Source organism: Desulfothermus naphthae (assembly GCF_054657475.1).
On sequence record NZ_BAAHYQ010000001.1, the window covers coordinates 486,591 to 507,156 of the forward strand.

Annotated in this window: 16 protein-coding genes and 1 riboswitch; all 16 genes read right to left on the minus strand. The window is 33.3% G+C overall.

The window, feature by feature from the left end; translation table 11 throughout:
* Positions 1–3: 3 nt before the first annotated feature.
* Positions 4–420: an ExbD/TolR family protein gene (locus tag ACYQ1E_RS02340; protein ID WP_459875073.1), complete on the minus strand. Its 417-nt coding sequence runs from the start codon at positions 418–420 to the stop codon at positions 4–6.
* Positions 414–968, minus strand: coding sequence for a MotA/TolQ/ExbB proton channel family protein (locus tag ACYQ1E_RS02345; RefSeq protein ID WP_459875074.1), 555 nt, complete (start codon positions 966–968; stop codon positions 414–416). Before ACYQ1E_RS02345 ends, ACYQ1E_RS02340 begins: the two co-directional genes overlap by 7 nt.
* Positions 969–1,033: 65 nt before the next feature.
* Positions 1,034–2,449: a MotA/TolQ/ExbB proton channel family protein gene (locus ACYQ1E_RS02350; protein WP_459875075.1), complete on the minus strand. Its 1,416-nt coding sequence runs from the start codon at positions 2,447–2,449 to the stop codon at positions 1,034–1,036.
* Entirely contained in the window at positions 2,439–3,209 is a 771-nt protein-coding gene (locus ACYQ1E_RS02355) for a DUF3450 domain-containing protein (protein ID WP_459875076.1), read from the minus strand. Before ACYQ1E_RS02355 ends, ACYQ1E_RS02350 begins: the two co-directional genes overlap by 11 nt.
* 16 nt (positions 3,210–3,225) lie before the next feature.
* A complete protein-coding gene (locus ACYQ1E_RS02360; protein WP_459875077.1) occupies positions 3,226–3,966 on the minus strand; it encodes an ABC transporter permease in 741 nt (246 codons plus the stop codon).
* A complete protein-coding gene (locus ACYQ1E_RS02365; protein WP_459875078.1) occupies positions 3,960–4,814 on the minus strand; it encodes an ABC transporter ATP-binding protein in 855 nt (284 codons plus the stop codon). Before ACYQ1E_RS02365 ends, ACYQ1E_RS02360 begins: the two co-directional genes overlap by 7 nt.
* Before the next feature lie 42 nt (positions 4,815–4,856).
* Positions 4,857–5,855, minus strand: a complete 999-nt coding sequence (locus tag ACYQ1E_RS02370) for a magnesium chelatase ATPase subunit I (RefSeq protein ID WP_459875079.1) — start codon at positions 5,853–5,855, stop codon at positions 4,857–4,859.
* On the minus strand, positions 5,852–7,729 hold the full coding sequence (locus ACYQ1E_RS02375) for a VWA domain-containing protein (protein WP_459875080.1): 1,878 nt from the start codon (positions 7,727–7,729) through the stop codon (positions 5,852–5,854). The genes ACYQ1E_RS02370 and ACYQ1E_RS02375 overlap by 4 nt, the downstream gene beginning before the upstream one ends.
* An 11-nt stretch (positions 7,730–7,740) precedes the next feature.
* Complete coding sequence (locus ACYQ1E_RS02380; RefSeq protein ID WP_459875081.1) at positions 7,741–9,474, minus strand: TonB-dependent receptor plug domain-containing protein; 1,734 nt, start codon at positions 9,472–9,474, stop codon at positions 7,741–7,743.
* Positions 9,475–9,538: 64 nt separating this feature from the next.
* Positions 9,539–11,617 (minus strand): TonB-dependent receptor, encoded by a 2,079-nt coding sequence (locus tag ACYQ1E_RS02385; RefSeq protein WP_459875082.1) that lies wholly within the window; start codon positions 11,615–11,617, stop codon positions 9,539–9,541.
* A gap of 139 nt (positions 11,618–11,756) precedes the next feature.
* Positions 11,757–15,524, minus strand: a complete 3,768-nt coding sequence (cobN, locus tag ACYQ1E_RS02390) for a cobaltochelatase subunit CobN (protein ID WP_459875083.1) — start codon at positions 15,522–15,524, stop codon at positions 11,757–11,759.
* Complete coding sequence (locus tag ACYQ1E_RS02395) at positions 15,511–16,512, minus strand: radical SAM protein (protein WP_459875084.1); 1,002 nt, start codon at positions 16,510–16,512, stop codon at positions 15,511–15,513. The genes cobN and ACYQ1E_RS02395 overlap by 14 nt, the downstream gene beginning before the upstream one ends.
* Positions 16,478–17,710 (minus strand): ABC transporter ATP-binding protein, encoded by a 1,233-nt coding sequence (locus ACYQ1E_RS02400; protein WP_459875085.1) that lies wholly within the window; start codon positions 17,708–17,710, stop codon positions 16,478–16,480. The genes ACYQ1E_RS02395 and ACYQ1E_RS02400 overlap by 35 nt, the downstream gene beginning before the upstream one ends.
* Complete coding sequence (locus ACYQ1E_RS02405) at positions 17,707–18,726, minus strand: FecCD family ABC transporter permease (RefSeq protein ID WP_459875086.1); 1,020 nt, start codon at positions 18,724–18,726, stop codon at positions 17,707–17,709. The genes ACYQ1E_RS02400 and ACYQ1E_RS02405 overlap by 4 nt, the downstream gene beginning before the upstream one ends.
* 5 nt (positions 18,727–18,731) lie before the next feature.
* Positions 18,732–19,025, minus strand: a complete 294-nt coding sequence (locus ACYQ1E_RS02410; protein WP_459875087.1) for a substrate-binding domain-containing protein — start codon at positions 19,023–19,025, stop codon at positions 18,732–18,734.
* The gene (locus ACYQ1E_RS02415) at positions 19,026–19,793 is read right to left on the minus strand and encodes an ABC transporter substrate-binding protein (RefSeq protein WP_459875088.1); all 768 of its coding nucleotides are present in this window, start codon (positions 19,791–19,793) and stop codon (positions 19,026–19,028) included.
* Between the two features lie 276 nt (positions 19,794–20,069).
* A riboswitch (cobalamin riboswitch) is annotated at positions 20,070–20,385 on the minus strand.
* Positions 20,386–20,566: the final 181 nt, after the last annotated feature.

Below are 20,566 nucleotides of genomic sequence, written 5' to 3' on the forward strand. Positions count from 1 at the left end.
GCCCTAATCTGTGGGTGTTTTAGCAGCTAGGGCAATATTTTTTGCCCCAGCCAGCTTACAGGCATCCATAACCTTTATCACTACTCCTGTTTCGCTCCTTTCATCAGCCACAATTATCACAGAACTATCAGGATTTTCAGCAAGGGCCCTTTCTACATTTGGCTCAACTGCCCTTGGATCTATCTCTCTTTTATCAAAGAAAATCCTCCCATCCTTTGTGACACCGATTAAAATATTTGCCTTTTTCTTTATCTTTGCACTTGCTGCAACTGGCCTCTTAATATCAATGCCTGTTTCTTTCACAAAAGAGGTGGTAACCAAAAAAAAGATAAGCAGGATAAAAGTCATATCAATTAAAGGGGCCATATCTACGTCTATGGTCTTTTTTTGTGCCCTTCTAGAAGCAGTAATATTTAACATCCTTCACCCCCATTAATTATTCTTCTAAGATACATCCCTGTTGTGCTAACCCTTTTTTTGAGTCTGCTTGCTCTCTGGTTTAGAAAATTGCTCATATATATACCTGGTATTGCAATAAAGAGTCCTGTTTGGGTAGTGATAAGGGCCTCTGAAATGCCGCTGGCAAGGGCCTTCGCATTGCCTGTGCCAAAGATAGCTATTGCAAAAAAGGTCTTAACCATACCAGTTGTTGTGCCTAAAAGGCCTAAAAGAGGAGCAATAGAAGCTAAAAGAGAAATGATTTCAAGATGTTTATCTAATGAATGGACTACCTTTACCACTGCTTCATCTATTATAGAAGGACTTAAATCCATTTCTTCTTTTTTCTTTAAAATCTCATACAACAAAATATCTATTATTCCGTAATTTAAAGAGGGTTTTTCTATGCCTTTAATTATAGCAATTATCTCTTTTTTACTTATATTTTTTGAATATAGTCTCTTAAAAAAGATTAATCTCTCAATTATAAGTAACCACATGATAAAGGATATACATATTAGGGGATACATCACAATCCCCCCTTTATTAATATAATCAATAATGTTTGATAATACCATTGAAATATGCATATCCTTTATTTTGCATATAATAAATTTACAAAGCTAATACAATTTTCTTCCATATCACTTATGTAGTTTTCAACTTTTCTATTTAAGATAGTATGAAAGAACATAATTGGAATTGCCACTGAAAGTCCAAGCATTGTTGTAACCAATGCCTCTGATATACCACTTGCCATAAGCTTTGGATCTGATGTGCCAAAATATGTGATCACCTGAAAGGTATTTATCATCCCTGTTACTGTTCCAAGCAGGCCAAGCAAAGGAGCAATCTTTGCAAGCATTCCAAGGGTAGATAAAAATCTTTCAAGTCTTGGAATCTCTTTTAATATTTCTTCCTGCAATATATTTTCCATCTCTTCTCTTGGCAAATTTCTATTTAAAACACCCTTTAAGATTACCTTAGGAATAGACTTAGATTTAAATTCTTTACATAATGACTCAGCATCATCCCATTTTGTCTCATTAATAAGTCTTTTTAACTTATCCATAAATTGTTCTGCATCTATATACTTTTTTCTTAAAGTATAAAACCTCTCTAATATAAGTATCAATGCAATGACTCCAATTGCCAAAATAGGCCAAACTAAAGGTCCGCCCATTAAAATATTTTCCCATAGACTCAATTTATACAAAAATTCCCTTATAGCACCGCCTTTTGATATATCCACTGGAGCTAATGGAGTTTTTCCTTCTAAATATTTCTTTATATCCCTCCTCACCAGATATGGCGCTGGCTTTGATAGGGCAAAAAATCTCTCACTATTGTCAGAATAAAGCAAAAATCCAACCTCTTTTCCTTCCCTATAAATCTGTGTAAAAGGACCTATAAACAGAATGTCTGCACTTTTTTCCATGCCTTTTCTATCAACAAACAGACCTTTTTTTAAGGTTACTTCTGAATTATTTAATACCTCCTCGAACAAAAGATCTGCCATTTCTTTCAAATCCTTCATATCTGGAAAATCTGTCTTATTTAAAATGGAACTTAGCTTTTTTTCCCTATGTCTTTTAAGTGCACTATATGGGCTCTGTTTAAGTATAGATTCTAAATCCTTTGCATTTATCCTTATTAAACCAACTAGCTCTTTAATATCAGATGTATTTTTTTCAAAAATAGATGAAAGGACCTCATTTTCTTTATCAAGCTTTTGTATCTCCTGCTTTAATGTCTTTGACTCTGATAATAATTGTTGTTTTTTATTTTTTAATTCTGCAATTTTATCAAGCAATAATTTTCTGTTGTTTTTTATAGCCTCAATGGTCTTTTTATAGTCTTGTTCTGCTGATTTTAGCTCTAACAAAGATTTTTTTAAAATATATCTTCTTTGTTTATCTATATTTTGCATATTTTGTCTGATATCCTGAGAAAAGGAATAAGAATTACAGATAAAAAATAAAATTATTGTGACTATTATTTTATTTTTCATGATAGATCTCCACCTTTCCAACAGGCAGTTTTAATAATTTAACTGGCCTTGTTTTTTGGGCTATTTGTATTGCAATTTTTATATCTGTACCTATGGATGATTTTAATGGGATCCATTTTGACTTTGAAACATCATATACTGCATATTTTTTCCCATCTGGGGACTTAAAAAACATAGCAATCCTGCCCAATCTAAATATATCTCCTGTTATTTCTTCACCATTTAAATTTATTTTTTCTCTATAAACTCCAACTGTCCTTCCATATTCTTCCTCAATAAAAAGTGCTTCCATGGTCCTTCTATATTTTTCTGAAATAGATACAGAGGGATCGTTTAATATTTTATTTAAAACAAGAAGCCTTTTTTCCCTTTCCTGTTTTAAAAATGGCAAATCCAGTTTTATAAATTCAGACAATTTTTTATAAATTCCTTTAAGATATGGCATAATTCCTTTAGATATTTCTTGTGCTTTTTTAATTTGTTTGTTTAATCTATCTATGGAATTTTCTAAATATAATTTTTGTTTTTTTAGCTCCTGATTTTGATATTCAAGCTCTTTTATTTCTTGTACAAGTAGATCATATTGTTGTGTAAGGCGATTTTTTTCTTCTATCCATTTGTCCTGTTCAATTTGTGCTTTTTTTCTTATATTAACGGCCTTTTTAACTCTATTTTCTGCCTCTTTTATAGTTTCTTTACCAAGACCACTTGACGCAATACTAATAAATATACAGAGCAAAATCAGTGTTTTATATTTCATATATCATCTCCTTAATTTAATCTCGTGCCATTGCAACAGTTTTGATTGCAAAAGCAAAAAATATTATACCAAGAATAAAAAGTATTAAATATGAATTAATATTAGGTATATCACCAAAAGCGCTTTTTCTAATTACCTTTGCTGCATGGGTAATAGGTAGGAGTTTTATAATAATCTGAGCCCATGATGGGAGTCTATCAACTGGAAAAAATGTTCCTCCTAAAAATGCCATTGGAGTGATTACAAAACTACTTAAAAATGCTTGGTCTGCATGTGATTTTACCAACATTGCCAGTGCAACAGCAATAGATGCAAATACAAAGCTATTTAAAATTATCCCGCCAATAAAATAAATATTAAAATAATTTAAATAAACTCCAAATAAATATCCAAGAACGAGAATAATAACTACACCAAGCAAAGCCCTGGTGATTGCAGCTGCCACCTCTCCCAACACATATTCAAAATCTGATATTGGAGATGCTTGAAATTCGTCAAATATTTGCCAGTAAAATCTGGCTATGTTGATCTCGCTGGAAATGCCAAAGGAATAGGTCATAGTGGACATTGCAACAAGACCAGGAATTAGAAATTCAATATAAGAATGTCCATGAACTACTATTTTATCTCCCATTGCATACCCAAAGGCAATGAGATACAAAAGAGGAGATATACTCATACTGAGTATCTGCCTTTTTATCTTTCTTTTTAAAATTAATATCTCCCGAAGATATACAGCAATAAATCCATTTAACATTGCACCTTTTTCCCTGTTAGTTTTAAAAAAGCATCCTCTAAATTTACCCTTCTAAGACTAAAACTGCCTGAGTGGCTTAAGATATACTTTTTTGCATCCTCTCTTTCTTTAAAATAAATGGTTTTTAATTTATTGTTTTCTAAAAAATCAAGTGCCCAGTTGCCTACCTTTTGTATTATTTTTTGGGGCGAATCAATTGTAACAATCCTGCCTTTATCCAGAAATGCCACCCTCTGGGCCAAAAATTCTGCCTCCTCAATGTAATGGGTGGTGAGAAAGATTGTTGTGCCCTGTTGTTGTATCTTTTTTATGATTGCCCATATCCTTCGCCTGATCTTTGCATCAAGCCCAACTGTGGGCTCATCTAAAAACAAAATAGATGGATTATGCATAAGTGCCCTGGCTATTACAATGCGCCTCTTCATACCACCAGATAATCTTTTGACCAGAGTGTTTATATGATCTAGCATCTCTACATATTCTAGAACCTGCTCTATCCTCTTTTTTCTCTCCTTTGAGCTAAGTCCATATAATCTTCCATGTATATCTAGATTTTCTTTTACGCTCAGTTCCATATCCAGATTAATGGATTGGGGCACCAGTCCAAATTGAGATTTTGCCTCCCTTGAGTGAGTGTCTATATTATAACCATTTAACCATACCTCTCCTGAACTCTTTTTTGTAAGTCCTGTAAGTATCCTGATAGTAGTGGTCTTTCCTGCTCCATTTGGACCAAGATAAGCAAATAATTCACCTTTAAAAATTTTTAGATTTATCCCATTAAGCGCAAAAATCCGGCCATATTGTTTTTTTAAATCCAAAATCTTTATAATAACCTCATTATCCATCTTCTAAAAAATATCTCCTATGCTCTAAGCTTTAATTTCAAGTTAAATTCCTGTTTCATCAAAGGGTCTTCTCCTCTTTCTATGAAAAAGGGCCATTTTACATGCAAGATCTATGTCTTTGGTTGTTACCTCATCTCTTTGTTCATATGCTGCAATGGCCATGGCTGCTTTTAATATTACTATATCTGCTCTATGTCCATCTACTGAGGCATCTATACACCTTGATATGATCTCTAGTTTCTGTTCCTTACTTACCTTGACCTTATGGTAATTAGAAATCGCCTTTTCTATTCTATCTTTGAGTTTTTGCTGCTCTATTTCCCATTTTCTTAAGAACGCTTCTGGGTCTTGTTCAAATTCAAGCCTTCTTTCCATTATTTTTAGCCTTTGTTCATGGTCTTTTATTCCTGATACCTCTACACAAAGTCCAAACCGATCCAAGAGCTGGGGTCTGAGCTCTCCTTCTTCAGGGTTCATTGTTCCAATAAGCACAAATCTTGCTGGATGGGTAAAAGATATGCCTTCCCTCTCTATTGTATTGATACCCATTGCTGCTGCATCCAGAAGAATATCTACAATATGGTCTTCTAAGAGATTTATCTCGTCCACATATAAAATTCCCCTATGGGCCTTTGCCAACAGCCCTGGCTCAAGCCGTTTTTTGCCCTTTTTTAAGGCATATTCAATATCTAAGGTGCCAACTACCCTGTCTTCTGTAACACCTAATGGGAGTTCTATCACCCTTACTTCTCTCTCTATTATCTCAGGGTCTTGACTACTTATGTCCTCACCTATGATCTTTTTTGCCTCAAAATAAAACTTCTTTTCTGTCTCAGGGCAGAAATTAAAGGGATCATCCTTAAATACCTTTATTTTTGGCAAGATTTCAACAAGGGAGCGAACAACAGTGGATTTTCCTGTGCCCTTTTCCCCTCTTATCAAGATTCCTGAAATAGAAGGATTGATCACGTTTAAAATCAAACCCAATTTCATTAGCTCCTGGCCTACTATAGCTGAAAATGGAAATAAATAATGTTTCATATTATTTCTCCTACTGCATCAACCAAATCTTGTGCACGAAGTTCATGCAATTTAAAATAATATGCTCCTAAAATATCCGCCAGTGTCCTGCCCAAACCAAGACTCATTTTACTTTCATCCTCTGTATCCACAACAATATAATCTGCCTGATAATATTTTTTTATTTTTTGTGCAACCATTAACATATCGTCTATTGGATTTTGACAATATAGAGGAATATTGGCCTTTCCATCTGTAACAATAATAATTATTGGTCTTAATGCAGGGTCTTTTATTAGCTCAATCCTCACAATATCCATTGCTTTAATAAGTGCATGGGAAAGAGGTGTCTTTCCACCTACTGGAAGTTCTTTCAATAATTTGACTGCCCTTTCAACAGAAGAGGTTGGAGGAAGCATTAACGTAGCGTTATTTCTACGGAATGATATCATTCCAATCCTATCTCTTTTTTGATATGCATTCAAAAGGAGTGACATTATAGCTCCCTTTGTTGCAATCATACGTGCCTGTGCTCCCATGGAGCCACTGGCATCAACAACAAATAGCAAAAGATTTCCTACTTTTTTTTCTCTTACCTTTTGTCTAATATCTTCTCTTGTAATAGTTATTAATACTCCAGGCTGTTTTTTTCTCATCTTTTGATAGGGTGCAGCAGCCCTAATAGTTGCATCAATAGCAATATCTTCAACCCTTTTTGCAATCCTGGCCCGAACATATCTACCCTGCTTTAAAGATGTCAGGGTCTTAGACCTTTTGCCAGAGCCTTTTCTATAGATTCTATCTTTTTTAGATGCAAAATCTCTGGTTCTAAAAACAGGGCCTATCTTATATATTTTTTCTCTATCTTCCTTGCTTTTTAAGATTTGAGACTGAGAAGCTGAGTGAGCACTATTTTCTAAATTATCAGGGCTTAAATTCTTTTTATTTGTATTATTTGGGGTCTCTTTTTTATCTGAATTATCTTGTTTATTATTTTTTGTTTTTGTGCGGGCCTTATCTTGTTTGTCTTGAGTTTTGGGAGGAGGTGCACTATTTTGTCTTCTATGACAGAGCACAAACTCTGCAACAGCATTTATATCTTTTATAGTTACTTCTCTATGACCTTTAAATGCAGCATAAGCCATTGCAGCTTCTGCCATCACTATTTCAGCTCTATGTCCTGCAACATTGTTTTCTGTGCATATCTTTACAATAATATCTTTTAATTCTTTTTTTAAAGTTATTGTCTTTAATATTTTTCTTGCTAAAATAATTTTATTTCTGAGTCTGATTTCTCTTTTTAGATATTGTTTTGTAAAACTTTGAGGATCCATCTCAAATAACACCCTTCTATCCAATATCTTGAGTCTTTTATATGGATCCTTTTCGCTTTTTACTTTTACGCAGAGTCCAAATCTATCAAGTAATTGAGGTCTTATATCTCCTTCTTCAGGATTCATAGTGCCAATTAGAAAAAATTTAGCCATTTGTTTTTTAGATATACCTTCTCTTTCCACAATATTTACGCCAGAGGAATGTGCAGACAGGATGGTCTCTATTAAATAGTCATGTAAAAGGTTTACCTCGTCTATGTATAAAATCCCTGAATTTGCCTTTGATATTAATCCTTCATAAAGCACTGGTTTTCCATATATAATAGCCTTTTCAAGGTCAATACCTCCAATGATACTTTCTACATCTGAGCTTAATGGAAGGGTATATATTTTTATTGAAGGCATAAGGCTGGATATGGACCTGACAATAGTAGATTTCCCTGTGCCCTTTTCTCCTTGAATCAATATCCCGCCTATATTTGGATTTATCAGACCAAGGATTATGGCAAGTTTCATTTCCCTTTGGCCAACAATTGCTGTAAAAGGAAAATATACACCCATAATATCACCTTTTAAAAGTAAAAATTAATTCCTATCAACCATGTTCTTGGAGGTGCAAGATAGCCATCACCATATAGATAATGTTTATTCATCAAGTTTTTTACTTCTGTAAATACTTCAACTTTGTTATTAATAAATCTATTCTTTGGTAAAGTATATCTTGCCCTGATGTTATAGATAGTGCGAGCTCCTACCCATGTTTTGTTATTTGTCCTTGTATATTGTTTGGATTCATATTTGGCATCAAAAACAACTGATAAATTATTTTTTAATTTACAATTAATTAATAAATTTATCTTGTGTTTAGGTTTTGCCACCATCCAACGTCCTGTTTTATCATCTCTTGCTTCAAGATGAGTATATCCTATATTTCCCCTAATCATTTTATATTTCCATTTAAATAACCCATCAAATCCTTTATATGTAACTGATCCAAAATTATTATATTTACCTACCCCATTATGTCCAAGAACATATACTATTCTGTTTTTGATTCTATTTTTAAAAACAGAAAAATTTAAAGAAAAATTGTCATTAATTTTATAAGAACCACTAGCACAAATATTATCAGCAGATTCTACGTCTAAAGATGGATTTGGTTCTCTTTTACTGGTTTTGTTGTATCGCTGATAAAATGACGGAGTATTATGATTTCTTGAATAAGAAATAGTGCCTAAAAATTTATTTTTCTTATATATTAATTTTATTTCTGGATCCATATAGTCTTTGAAATGAGAGTTTAATGTGCCTCTAACTCCATAGTTAATAGACAATTCCTTAATGTTAAAAATCTTGTTGTGAGAGGACATAAAACAAGACATAGAATATTCTTCATGTCTATTAAAGGTGCTTCCTTTGCCTATTGCAGATTCACCCTCTAATCCAATGATTGTATTTTTTAAATAAGGGAGTTTTATTCCTTTTGTAACTCTTGCTCCGCCCTTGGTAACATCAATAAAGGTATGTAATCTTTTTGAGCTATCTGAATATGAAGTATGTGCTTTATTTATGTATGTCATTGTCTTTAAATTATAATTAGAAAAATTTACTCCAAGCGAATGCATATAGTTCTTTTTTCTCAAATTAGGAGTAGGATATTCTACCCTGCCGCTAATACCCCTTCTTGAATTTAAAAAATCATAGGAAATGGCGATAGTAGAATTATTATGTAATCTAGAATCTATTTTTACACCTAGCCTGTATTTTTCTTTATCACTATTTGTTTGATATCCATTTGTAGAAAAATAACCACCTGTTATGTTAAATCCAATATTATGTAGATTGTGTCTTAAGTTTGTTTTAAAACTATGGGTATTAAAATTTCCTGTATAATATTTTATATTTCCTCCCAGACTTCTTTTTTTTATTGTATAGATTAAAATAACTCCTCCACTTGCATCATTTCCATAACCCACTGCACCTTGTCCTTTTATAATTTTTATCTTTTCAATATCTTCAGGTGATATAACGTCAAATTTTATACCTCCATGAGAGGATGAAGGGTCATTTAAAGGTTTATCATCTAGATATACCTTTACTTTTAATGAACCTCTAATAGAAATAAAATTCTCTCCAGCACTTATACCTGGAATCCTGTTTAAAATATCATAGACAGTTTGACCATTCATATTTTGTATATCCTTTCTATTAAGGACAATTACATCTAGGCTCGATGCCCAGATTAGGGAATATAAAGCAAAATTTAAAATTACATAAATAGAAAACAGATAAATTTTTTTTTTCATTTAATTTACACATATTTAGATAGGGCCTTGACAATTCAAGGCCACATATTCCTTTGTTTAAAATTTAGAAATAAAATTGTAAGCCTGCAGATACTGTTATTCCTGATGCAGGATAATAATAATCCTTTCCATAAGACCTATATGCATAGGCGTCATATTCTTTATCTAGTAAGTTGTCAACAGCTATAAATATATTGGCCTTTTTATATTTTAAAGTTAATTTTGTATTTACAAGCCCATAACCAGGATATTGTTTGGTATTTGCTTTATCCATTTGAAAACCTGTTTGTGCATAAAAATTTACATACCACAATAGTTCATAATCTCTTCCTTTTAATATTTTTGTATTCAAATCAATACTGAGCTTGTTATAAGGAACTTTTGTAAGCCTGTTATCTTTTACATCAACCACCTGTCCTCGTCCAACTTTTGCAAGTAAATGGTCAGTATATCTGGCATCTGTATAGGTGTAATTAACTTTGTAATTAATTCTAGATAAAAGTTCTCCAAAGAGACTAAGATCAATTCCCTTTATAGTTACTTCTGAAACATTTTGTTTACCCATATAATGTCCACTATCATCATATACTGTATCCAGCATATCATCAATACCTATCCAATACACACTTGTATCTATATTTAGATATTTTGAAAATGCATATCTTATTCCTGCTTCATACTGTGTAAAAGTCTCTGGTTTTAATGTATATTGATATTTTACAGCATAGGATGAACTGTAATAATAGTCATATATATTTGGAGCCCTGTATGCCTTACTGAAACTTACATATGTAGTTAAATTTTTCAAAATAGTGTAATTTAAACTTACCCTTGGATTTAATTTATCAAAATCAGGAGAATCATCAAAATTCTTTGTCCCTCCTTCAGAAAAATCATAGTCTGGATCTAAATCAAATTCAAAATAATCGTATCTAACCCCAGCTACAAGATTCAAATCTTTTAGTAGCTCAAATTCTTGTTGAAAAAAGAGTCCTATTTCCCTTCTTCTAAATTTGCCTGATTTTTTTGGATCAGGTTTTATATATGGAGCTCCAATCTCTTTTTGTGCTGCCTTTATCCTATCTATATGAATCTCGTCATTGTCAAAATCAAATCCAATAGAAGAAAGGGATTTTCTTTGAAATATGTCTGTTTTATAGGTAAATACAGACCTTATACCACGGACATACTCATTTAACTTTTCTTTATAAGGAGTTTTTGTTGCAAGTTTGTAATTTTCATAATTTTTGTCCCTGGTCTTATAATAAACAGTGGATCTTATATTATATTGAGGTCTATTTATATCCAGATTTATGCCTGTTATATAGTCTCGGTTGTTAGTCTCGCTATAGTCTGGAGAATGGGATCTGGATCGCCTTTCATCTTCCTTGGTTAAGGCCTTTGGAAGAAGTCGTTTTTTGTCTATTGCATTCCCAAAAAAGGAGATCTTACCAAAATCTCCCAACCAATAACCAATCTCTCCATTTAAATAATATCCATCCAATGAGGTATAATCTCTAAAGGTCTCTTGTTCTCTTTTTTTCATATTTAAATTGTAAAAAAGCTTTTTCTGGGACCCATAGAGTGTGGCTGAATATCTCTGTTCCTTATAAGAACCAACAATAGTAGATATACACCCTTGAACAGGTTTTTTGCCTTTTTTTGTTACAATATTTATAACACCCCTTGCAGAATCTCCACCATAAAGTGCTGAAAGTGGACCTTTTACCACTTCAATCCTCTCTATGTTTTCAACAGGAATAGCTTCAAAATCAGTATATGCAAATTTTCCCATATTCATGGGAATACCGTTTAAAAGCACCAGTGCTCCACCACTCATGCCAATCCTTGTGCCCCTTAAAGATAAGTGGGGCTCTATTCCCGTAGCTGAAGAATAAAATATCCCTGGGTATTTTTTTAACACTTCAGCCATTGTCTTTGCATCCATCTGAGCAATATCATTTGCAGTTATTACCATAACATTTGATGGAACCACCATTACATCGTGTTTGGTCATGGTAGATGTAACTACCATCTCATTTAACTGCGTCTTTGTTAATTCCTGTGCCCATAATTGGTTGCTTGGATTGATAAAAAACAAAGTAATAAATAAAAAGGCCAATGTTTTAACATGTGTCTTCATTTTAAAACCTCCTTTTATTTAAAAGTTATCTGTTATCAGTGTCTGTGATCTGTTTTCCACTCACACTGATCACAATCTTCCCTTATTTATCACCCTCCCAGGGGATATACACAATTTTTGCTAATACTCCTCTTACGTTTTAATCAGTTATTTCTTCTATTTCCCCTTCTATTTCCAGATAGGACTCCATTAATTCTCTGAGGGTTTCTTGTTTTGGCTTCCACATACCCCTATTTTTTGCCTCTAAGAGTTTTGAGATTATATTGTGTAGTGCGTATGGATTTTTTTCCTTCATCCAACTTTTGATCTCTTTATCCAGGGCAAGGGATCTTGCTACTTTTTCATACATCCAATCTTCCATTACATTTGCTGTTGCGTCCCATCCCAAAATCACGTCCATCATCTTGGAGATATCAGAAGCTCCTTTATAACCATGTCTTTTCATTCCTTTTATCCACTTAGGATTAGTAATCCTTGACCTGATAATGAATTTGGCCTCTTCTTCTGTAGAGCGCATCTTGATTCTATTGGGATCTGAAGAATCTCCAACATAGGAATTTGGAGGTTTGCCCCTTACACTTTTGGAAGCCACGATAAGCCCGCCAAAGTAGTTATAAAAGTCTGTGCAGGACATCATGTCATATTCCCTGGAATCTTCATTTTTTACTGCTAAATCCATGCGTGATAACACTTGTCTGAAGTTTTCTTGTTTTTTGGTCCCAAAATTATCCTTTCCATAGGAATAACTGGAATAAGAAATATAAATATTTCCAAGGTCTTGTTGTGTATTCCACTTCCCCGACTCCACAAGTTCTGCAACACCTGCCCCATAAGAGCCTGGTGCACAGCCAAATATCCTGATTGTTGCTTCTAAAAAGGCCTTTTCATCATCCATTCCCTGTTTTTTATATAATTCTATGTCCCGTAACACATTTTTCCTTAAAATGTTTTCTGATTCATCTTCTTTTAAATTTGCCACAAGTTTTACAGCCTCATCTATGAGCTCAACTAGATTGGGAAAACCATCTCTAAAAAATCCAGAAATCCTTGGGACCACATCTAATCTTGGCCTGCCTAGCTCTGATAAAGGGATTATATCCAATCCAATAACGTCCATACTTCCCCTGGCCCACACAGGTTTAACCCCTAGAAGATAGAGTATTTCTGCAATATCATCTCCGCCTGTCCTCATAACTGGTCCGCCCCACAAAATAATACCAATGGTTTCAGGATACTTGCCTGTATCCTTTAAATATCTTTTTATGAGCTCATCACCGAGTTTTTTTCCAACTTCCCATGCAGCAGGAGTTGGGATCTTACGAGGATCAACAGAATAAAAATTCCGCCCTGTTGGAAGGATATAGGCCTGACCTCTCGTTGGAGCCCCTGATGGGCCTGGTGGAACAAATCCCCCCTTTAAGGCATGGATGGTATTTTCAATCTCATTGGTGGTCTTTAAAAGAGAGGTATATAAATCGCAGATATATTCAAGCACAACGCTGAGTTTATTATTGTGCTTAGAGGATATATCCTTTAATATCTTTTGTATTTTTGTTTTATCAAAATTTTCTCTGTAGAGCCTCTTTACTATATCTATAGCCATTGCATGCACCTTTTTTAATATCTCTCTACCTGTTATTTGTTTCTCTTTATCTACTATGCTACCTTTATTTTCCAATACTTTATCATATTCATATCCCATATTTTCACATATTAGTTCCCACAGAGAAGAAACATCCCCATTTGAAAGTCTGGTAAGTTGTACAATGTATTCTACTAGTCTATCATCTTTAGGAGGGACTCCAAGTATGTGGAGTCCATCATTTATCATGTTATTTTCAAGGTCACTTAAATAGGAATGAAGTTTTTTTAAAAAGAATTCAAAATCATCTGGCACACTGGTACAATCCATATTTAAATCAGATAATATATTACACTCTTTAGCAGCCTCAAAGATCATGTTTTTTAAGACTTTGACTTTCCCACTATCCTGCACCTTGGCCAAAGAATATTCCTTTAATAGATTATCTAACTTTGCCAGATCATCATATAGACCCGCATTAGTAAAGGCTGGAGTTAAATGGTCTATTATACAACAATAAGACCTTCTCTTTGCCTGGGTTCCTTCGCTTGGATCATTTATTATGTATGGGTATATATTGGGCAAGTCCATGATTGCTATATCTGGCCAGCACTTATTGGAGAGTCCAACTGATTTTCCTGGAAGCCATTCAAGAGAGCCGTGTTTTCCCACGTGGATTACTGCATCTGCTCCAAATTCATCCCTTATCCATTTGTAATGGGCAATATAGTTGTAAGGAGGTGAGAGATAAGGGTCGTGATAGGTATTATCTATTTTCTCTAAACAACCCCTTAATGGCTGTATTGTGATAAATACATTTCCATTTTTGATACCAGGAAAAAACATTTTATTCTCCCACACAAGCAAATCCCCAGGGACATCTCCCCAATCTGCATGCAATTTGTCTTTGTTTTCTTTAGAAAGAGAGCTAATCCATTCATCAACCTTTTCACCACTTACAAAATTTTCACATCTATCTTTTAATTCCTCTGGTAAAATCCATCTTCTATCATAGGTAACTCCAGAAATTATCTCTTGTGCAAGCTCATCTCCATTTTGATAAGTTTTATCTATCCTGTATCCGACCTGTTTTAATCTATCTAAAAGGAGTTTTACAGATTCAAAACTATCAAGTCCTGCTGCACATCCTATTCTGTCATTTCTTGGAGGATAATTGTGAAATACAATGGCTAATTTTTTATCTGCATTTTGCTTTTTCTTTAGTTTTGCATAATTAAGAGCAAGGTCTATTACCTTTGTTATTCTCTCATCACATGGTTCATAAGAGGAGATAAGCGCACCTGTAATAGGATCTATAATCTTTTCCTCCCTAAATGCTACTGGAATAGTTATATATGTTCCATCAAATTCAGGTTGTGCTATTGAACAACATATATCAATTGGAGATAGTCCATTTAAACTCTCATGCCATTCTTTATAAGGGGTAAGAGACATTATTATCTGGATTACTGCACAATCTAATTTTTCATATAGGGATTTGTATTTATCAGCCAACATAGTTAGAGAAAACATCATGGGATTTAAGAGAACATCTATTATAGGTCTTCCATCTTTTATAAAATACCTTTCAACTACCTCGTCAGGGCCAATACTGTTAGATATTTTATCTTCAAATCTCTTATGAAATACAGGTATTACATTCATTCCTCTGTTTTCTATTTCATATATCAATGCATCTATCCATTTAAGTTCCTGGTTTAGCCAATATGCTTGATAAAACCATATTCCTATAGTTGGTTTTGACTTATCTATTTTTTGTTTTAAATATTCATCTAAAGATGAAACATAGCCAATATCAGGATGATATATGCCTTCACTAGGTTCTTTTTTTGGAGGATCAAATTTATTATCAATATCAAAAACAATAGATTTTAAATAATTAAATAAATTTTTAAAATTATTAGGCCCACCAAATAAGATATATTTATAAACTGTATTCCACATCTCTTGCATGAAAAAATCACTGTATTTAGACGCTATATTAATAGATGATTCATCGCCAGATACACCAAATATCAATATATATGGTAATTTATTCTTTCCCCTATATTTTGTTATTTCATCTATTATCAAGTCAAAATTAGGACAAGACTCTTTTCCACCATGAAGATTTATTATAACAAAGTGAGAGCTTTTTGCGTGTTCAATAAAATCTTTTGCATTTCTTTTATCTATTAATTGTGATTTTGCCCTAACTACAATTTCTATAGGTTCTTGTTTTTGTTTTATGCGTAAGTAAGCATTTGAAATTGAAGGAAATTCCATAGAAGTAGCAGAATAATATGCAATTTTAAGATGTTTCATAATGCACTCCTTGTGCTTTTAAAATAGCAAAATAAAGTGAACACACCAATTTTTTATTTTTTGAACCATTGTAAAAATTTCTACTTGGACAATCTCCTGGACAAAAGCTTGATATATTACAAGATGAGCAAGATTTATCTTTATTGGTAAAATTATTAAACTCATACTTTTCTATTTTATAATTACTAATATGCCCCAATAAAAACCTTTTATCTCCAGCAGTTTGAGCACAAGGGTATAAGTTTCCATCTGGAAAGATGGCAATAGATTCTCCTTGTTGGGCATGACAAAATACATGTTTTTTATTTTTTCTATATCCAGATAGCATGTCCTGTTCTCTAAAATGAAAATCTTTCGTTGCTTTGATTAAATTTATTATGCCCATAAAATCCATTATGCCTGAATATATCTCTAGTTTATCTGGAAATAAATAATCCTTATCAATAGTACGTCCTTTTTTTACAACCATATCAAGACCAATTCCTTCTATGTTTTCAAGTAAATCAATAAGAAGAGCCAATTTTTTAAGGGAACTTACATTAAGGGAAGTAAGGGTGGTTGTAATACGACACTTTATCCCATGCTTTTTTAAAAGCTCTATGCCTTTAATGGTATCTGTAAATTTACCCCTTAAGATATTATGAACCTCCCCTGGACCATCAAGACTTACTCCAACCTGGAGATTAAATTTTTTAAATATCTTAACAATAGAGCTATCTAACAATGTAGCATTTGTCTGAATTCCAATAGTAGCCATAGGAAGATGTTTTTTTATATTTTTACATGTATATTCTATTAATTCAGAATAAAGAGTAGGTTCACCACCTGTTATTTGTATATGTAGTGGTGCAGTTTTATTTGATATTAAACTTAAACCTTTATCAATAATATCCTTTGCAATTACTAACCTTTCTTGATCTCCAATATAACAATAGATGCAATTTAAATTACAATTAGTTGTTATTATAATTATTAAATATTTTATCATGTCTAACACCGTCCAAGATAGAATCTAATTCATCTAAATTATTTAAATTGATTACATATTCTGAATTTGGATTTGTCTTAGTTTGATTAAATAAAATTACTTTCTTGTTAAAATTTAAAGCTGAATTGATAATTTTTGATTTATTAAACAGAATATTAGAATTTGGAATTGGATCAATAATCATTATTGAATCCTTTATTAATTCTTTACATTTAGATATTTTTTCATCTTCTATTGGTAAAAATGGAGTTTCATCAATACATATTGCATTCATTTGTTTTGCAATAAACCAATCAATATCATTTTTATATAATATTCCTGTAGATATACAAAATCCTTTTCTTGATAAAACCCTATAAATTGGAGTCCCATAACCCATACCACCAAGCACAAATATCATTGGCTGGGATTTATTGTATTGTTGAGAAATCTCAATTGAGCCTAAAAGGGGATTAAAAGTTACACCATTAAAATTGTATAGGCGAGATACATTTTCTTTAGTTAAGATTTGTTCAGGAGTTCCTTTGGCTATTATTCTGCCATCTTTTACCAAAATAACATAATCAGAGACCTTCATTGCCAGCTCAAGCTGATGAAGGGAGGCTATTATTGTAATATTCTTTTTTGTACATAAATTTTTGAGAATGGAAATTATTTCCACTTTGTGTTTTAGATCCAGGTGTATTGTGGGCTCGTCCAGGATCATTATTTCGGGTTCTTGAGCTAGTCCCCTGGCAATATATACCTTTTGTCGCTCTCCATCACTCAACATCTCTATTGGTCTTTCTTTTAAATAAAGAGCACCAACCAATTTAAGAGCATCTTCAACTATTTTTTTATCTCTTTTTGTAAGCTTTCCCAAAATATTTGTATAGGGATATCTTCCAAGTGCTACATAGGAAAATACATCAAAAAGAGGTGGATTAGATCTTTTTGTAAAGAGAACTGAAATGAGTTTTGCCATGTTTGAAGTTTGTATTTTATTAAGAGGAGTGTTTTTTATAAAAATAGTTCCTTTAATTGGTTTTAATATCTTTGCCAGAGTTAATAATAATGTAGTTTTGCCTGCACCATTAGGACCTAATATAGAGACAAATTTTCCCTTTAATACATCAAAATCTACGTTAGATAAGACCTTTTTATTCCCATATCCTATATCTAGATCAGAGACAGAGATAACCTTTTCTTTATTTTTCATATCTCCATTTTCCTCTTAGATACAAGAGCAATTATAATAGGTGCACCAAAAATAGCAGTTACAGCACTAATTGGCACTTCTACTGGTGAAAATATGTTTCTTGCAATTAAATCAGATACTCCTGTAACTATTCCTGCAAGCAAAAACACCCCTGGAACTAAAACCCTGTTATCAGAAGTAGAAAATATAAGCCTTCCCATATGGGGTATTGCAATGCCGATAAAAGCAACTGGTCCTGCCCCAGCAGTAACCAGTCCTGATAATGCACAGGAAAAGAGCACTATTAAAAAACGGATCATCTTTACCCTTACTCCAAGGGATTTTGCATCAATATCCCCAAGTAATAATCCATTTAATGGCTTTGAAATAAGATAAGTACATATCAATATTATTAGTCCAACAAAGGTGAGTATCCTGATCTCTGACCATTTAAATCCTGAGAAACTTCCCATTTGCCATAGCACAAAACCCTTGATCCTTTCCTGTTCAGCAAATGCCATTAAAATACTGGTTATACTGTGGCATAGATAGCCTATCATCAGACCAATAATTAAAAGGGTGATGGGATTTTTTACTCTTGTTGCCACTATGAGCACTATAAACATTGTAATGTATGCACCAAAAAGGGCAGAAAGGGTGGTTAGATAAGGCGCAATTTGGGTAAAACCAAGTGTAATAGATGTTAGCATGACCAGGGCAACTACCAATGTTGCACCTGAAGAAATTCCCAGAATAAATGGACCAGCTAGGGGATTTCTGAAAAATATCTGCAAAAGTAGGCCTGATACCCCTAAAAAACCACCTCCTAACACTGCAGCAATGGTGCGTGGAATCCTTATATTCCAGAGAATAAAACCGTCAGTTGAGAAGGTGTCGTGAGAAAAAATCAAATAAAGGAGTCTTTTTTGAGTTATGGATACTGAGCCTATTGAGAGAGATAGCCATATAAATACTATGAGGATAAAAACACAACAAATGAATATAAAACCCCTGGAAGACCTTTTAAAACCAACCATATTTTTTATCCTTTATCAGGAAGTTTGGTAAAAAATTTCAGTCTATATCCTGGGAATTTTTCTGGATGAAGGATTGCTGCAATCTCTTTAATTATCTCATCTAACCTATCCATTGACTGAGAGTAATTGGGCAGAGGTGAATAAACTGCTCCTTTTGTTAGGGGTTTTATATCTTTGATTAAAGGATTTATCTTAGCCAGTGCTTCTTTAGAAGATGCACCTGTAATTGAAGTGCGATAAGTGACCAATATATCTGCCTGTCTTCCGCTGGAGAGAAACCTCTCCAGAGATATCTCCATTCAGGAACTCCCCCTAATATCGCTAAAGAGATAGTCTCCACCTGCTATTTCAACAATTTGTGCAGACCAGGAATCCCCTGGTTCAATTAACACCCTTTTTTCATAAATATCTCCCCATATTACCTTTGGCTTTGATGAAATATCTTTTAATTTTGTATTTATATCTTTTATAGTCCTCTTGACCCTCTTTACAAATTCCTCTGCTACCTCTTCTTTATTAAAGAATTGAGATAAAAATAACATAAATTTCATTCTAGTATTGAGATCCATTGCACTTTTAGTTGTTGTTACAATGCATTTAATACCCATTTCTTCTAATTTAGGTATATCTGCCAGATTCCAGGTAAACACTACTTCAGGACTTGCTTTTTTAATGAGCTCATAATCAACTGCATTGGATTCACCTACATATATAATAGATCCATTTTCAAGGCCATGTTTTACATAGTCTATTGTCCAGTAATCTTTTTTATGAGTAACTCCAACTAGAGTATTTAATACTCCAAGGCCCCTAAGAAGGGAGACATTGTATCCTGAATATGCAATAACCCTTTTAACCGGGATATATATTATTTTATCTTTGGTGTATTGTTTTGGCGCTTTTATGCCTTTTGGCACCAAGACAAATTTTCTGCCAACACCATCTGTAATTTCTTTTACTCCGTTGGATAATTTTTTTATTGAAAATTCTCCAAAGGACTCAAATGTAGAAGAATGGCATGAAAATAATAGAAATAAAATTAATACACACCACAAATATTTACTCATTGGCATAAATATCCTTAATTAAATTGTTCAGGAAAACAAAAACAACTAATTACACCAGGATCACAATTATAGATAGAGCTATTAAATAAAAAACTTCTTTAAACAATAACTGGTATCAAATTGAAAGATAGAGTTGATGAGTCATTTTGTTCCTCCTTATGCAATTTATTTTTGCATACTAAGGAGGAAGCTTCAGGCGGGTTCTCAGGAAATGGGCTTTAGCTTAAGGCAAGTGACCATTTCCGAGAACGAAGCAGTTAGCCTCGAAGCTTCGTCCTTTTTTATTATCTCTAGGCCGGTCTTCCGACTCGAGGATCATCCTACTCGCCCTGTTGAATACTTAAGGATATTCAACAGGACTCGCCCTGGTGAATAGAATTTCTTTTTTGGGATGTTTACCAGAGCGAGCTGGAGCCTTCCCCTTGGCACCTTTAACCGAACTCCTTAATTTTTGAAGATTCCTGGCCAAAAGGTGTCAAGAGTGGCGATAATTCCAGCTTTCGTCCCCTCTCACGGCTGCGGGCCAGTGCCGGATTTTCACCGGCTTCCCGTTTCACCCTGAAGTCAGGGAACCTAGAGATATTTTGTTTTTTCAAAGGAACTTATCTTTGGAATCTGACGTTGTCAACCATATTTTTTAAAACCTTAAAAAGACATGGCTTAATAGTATTTATGACTTATACTGGTTTCCTTTAAATGAGGAATTTAAAGAGAGAATATTGAGAAGTATTATCTGAGGAATAATTTGATGGGTCGCTTTTAAGATGGAGCAA

Bases quoted from the DNA above. Each gene is read 5' to 3' on its own strand.
- ACYQ1E_RS02340 (WP_459875073.1), bottom strand. From the start codon at position 420: ATGTTAAATATTACTGCTTCTAGAAGGGCACAAAAAAAGACCATAGAC.
- ACYQ1E_RS02345 (WP_459875074.1), bottom strand. From the start codon at position 968: ATGTATCCCCTAATATGTATATCCTTTATCATGTGGTTACTTATAATT.
- ACYQ1E_RS02350 (WP_459875075.1), bottom strand. From the start codon at position 2,449: ATGAAAAATAAAATAATAGTCACAATAATTTTATTTTTTATCTGTAAT.
- ACYQ1E_RS02355 (WP_459875076.1), bottom strand. From the start codon at position 3,209: ATGAAATATAAAACACTGATTTTGCTCTGTATATTTATTAGTATTGCG.
- ACYQ1E_RS02360 (WP_459875077.1), bottom strand. From the start codon at position 3,966: ATGTTAAATGGATTTATTGCTGTATATCTTCGGGAGATATTAATTTTA.
- ACYQ1E_RS02365 (WP_459875078.1), bottom strand. From the start codon at position 4,814: ATGGATAATGAGGTTATTATAAAGATTTTGGATTTAAAAAAACAATAT.
- ACYQ1E_RS02370 (WP_459875079.1), bottom strand. From the start codon at position 5,855: ATGAAACATTATTTATTTCCATTTTCAGCTATAGTAGGCCAGGAGCTA.
- ACYQ1E_RS02375 (WP_459875080.1), bottom strand. From the start codon at position 7,729: ATGGGTGTATATTTTCCTTTTACAGCAATTGTTGGCCAAAGGGAAATG.
- ACYQ1E_RS02380 (WP_459875081.1), bottom strand. From the start codon at position 9,474: ATGAAAAAAAAAATTTATCTGTTTTCTATTTATGTAATTTTAAATTTT.
- ACYQ1E_RS02385 (WP_459875082.1), bottom strand. From the start codon at position 11,617: ATGAAGACACATGTTAAAACATTGGCCTTTTTATTTATTACTTTGTTT.
- cobN (WP_459875083.1), bottom strand. From the start codon at position 15,524: ATGAAACATCTTAAAATTGCATATTATTCTGCTACTTCTATGGAATTT.
- ACYQ1E_RS02395 (WP_459875084.1), bottom strand. From the start codon at position 16,512: ATGATAAAATATTTAATAATTATAATAACAACTAATTGTAATTTAAAT.
- ACYQ1E_RS02400 (WP_459875085.1), bottom strand. From the start codon at position 17,710: ATGAAAAATAAAGAAAAGGTTATCTCTGTCTCTGATCTAGATATAGGA.
- ACYQ1E_RS02405 (WP_459875086.1), bottom strand. From the start codon at position 18,726: ATGGTTGGTTTTAAAAGGTCTTCCAGGGGTTTTATATTCATTTGTTGT.
- ACYQ1E_RS02410 (WP_459875087.1), bottom strand. From the start codon at position 19,025: ATGGAGATATCTCTGGAGAGGTTTCTCTCCAGCGGAAGACAGGCAGAT.
- ACYQ1E_RS02415 (WP_459875088.1), bottom strand. From the start codon at position 19,793: ATGAGTAAATATTTGTGGTGTGTATTAATTTTATTTCTATTATTTTCA.